This is a genomic window from Rhizobium ecuadorense (assembly GCF_001187535.1).
Taxonomy (GTDB): domain Bacteria; phylum Pseudomonadota; class Alphaproteobacteria; order Rhizobiales; family Rhizobiaceae; genus Rhizobium; species Rhizobium ecuadorense.
This window is the reverse complement of sequence record NZ_LFIO01001638.1, coordinates 1-249: the sequence shown is the minus strand read 5'-3', so window position 1 is coordinate 249 and position 249 is coordinate 1. Positions and strand designations below refer to the sequence as shown.

At 56.2% G+C, this 249-nt stretch carries 1 pseudogene; it reads right to left on the bottom strand.

From position 1 onward, the window contains the following. A pseudogene (locus tag AF337_RS43450) lies at positions 1 to 249 on the bottom strand (hypothetical protein); the annotation flags it as partial.

Here is a 249-nt window from a genome sequence, read left to right as displayed (position 1 = left end):
TTGATCTGGTCCAGAAAAAACCTTGTCAGCTCTCCCTCGTTCTTGCCTTCAAAGGGAAGCTTCATGGCTTTTAGGAGCTCAACGATGATGTCGCGCGTCAGGGATTTTTTCGGCAGCTTGGCGCCGATGACGGGCTGGATAAGTTCGCCGTATTCATCAACCCTCGGCTGGAGTTCCGGAACCTTCGAAAGCGCGTGCCTGAATCCGGTCGTCTTGCCGGTGCCGGCCGGCCCAGTGATGAAGTAGCCG